The sequence below is a fragment of the uncultured Cardiobacterium sp. genome (assembly GCF_938028185.1).
In the GTDB taxonomy this organism is placed as follows: Bacteria; Pseudomonadota; Gammaproteobacteria; order Cardiobacteriales; family Cardiobacteriaceae; genus Cardiobacterium.
Map to the genome: position 1 here is coordinate 1 of NZ_CALJAH010000371.1, position 1,080 is coordinate 1,080.

Here is a 1,080-nt window from a genome sequence, read left to right on the forward strand (position 1 = left end):
ACGACAGCCTCGACATCGCCGCCGCGCTGGCACAACTCGGCGAATACCAGGCCGCGAGCGAACGCCTGAATACCCTGACTGCCGAAGAAAACAGCAACAGCTACCCCTACAGCAGTACGACCAGCCTCGCCGCGCACAACCTCGTCCGCCTCAAACAACTCGAAAACCAATGGCAAAACGTCAAAAACGACCCGCAAAACACCGCGGCGACCATCGCCAAACAAATCGAGAGCCAGCGTGACGCACTCGCCCAGGCACTCTCGCACGACCGCTACCTGAGCACACAAGAGCTCGCCTGGCTGGTACGCCTTGCGACCGTCGCGCCCAAACTCGCCGCCGACACCGCCATCGAAATCAACGGCAAAACGGCGACCCTGGCCGACCTCGAAAAAAGCGACTACAACGGCCGCGTGCGCATCACCAACCCCGGCAAAGAAGCACTGTGGCTGGAAGCGAGCGACCTGCACGCCCCGGCAGCAGACACGGCGAGCAGCGAAGGCTGGGACATCGCGCTGCGCTACGAAACCGCGGACGGCAGCACCGTGCTTGACCCGGCCAAACTGCCGAACAACACCGACATCCGCATCACCGCGACCTTCACCCCGAAACTCGACCGTGACGCCACACAAAGCGACCTGCTCTACGTCTATCGCCTGCCCGCAGGCATCACCCTGAACGCGCTGCGCGACGACAAACACGACAGCGCCCAGGACGAAGACGACAACAGCGGCGGGGATGACAGCGACAACATCCGCTACCAGTACCGGGAAAACCGCGACGACCGCCACATCGCCGCCTTCACCCTGGATGGCGCGCCGAAAGCGTTCAGCTACACCCTCTACGGCCGCACCACCCGTGCGGGCACCTGGCACGCCCCCGGCGCTTCCATCGAAAATATGTACCACCCCGAAGAACACGCCCGCCAGGCGGCACAAACCATCGTGGTGCAATAACCGCAACCCAAACAAAAACCGCCCTCCGGGGCGGTTTTTTTTAGAACCTGTTCAAAATCCCGGCTATACACATATATAGCCATCCACCGAAAGTTTCAGACAAGGCGCGCCGCTGAAGGCAGTACGC

General features: G+C 61.9%; 1 pseudogene. It reads left to right on the forward strand.

Annotated features, from left to right (window positions below):
• Nucleotides 1–953: pseudogene (locus tag Q0349_RS10935) on the forward strand (alpha-2-macroglobulin); the annotation flags it as partial.
• Nucleotides 954–1,080: the final 127 nt, after the last annotated feature.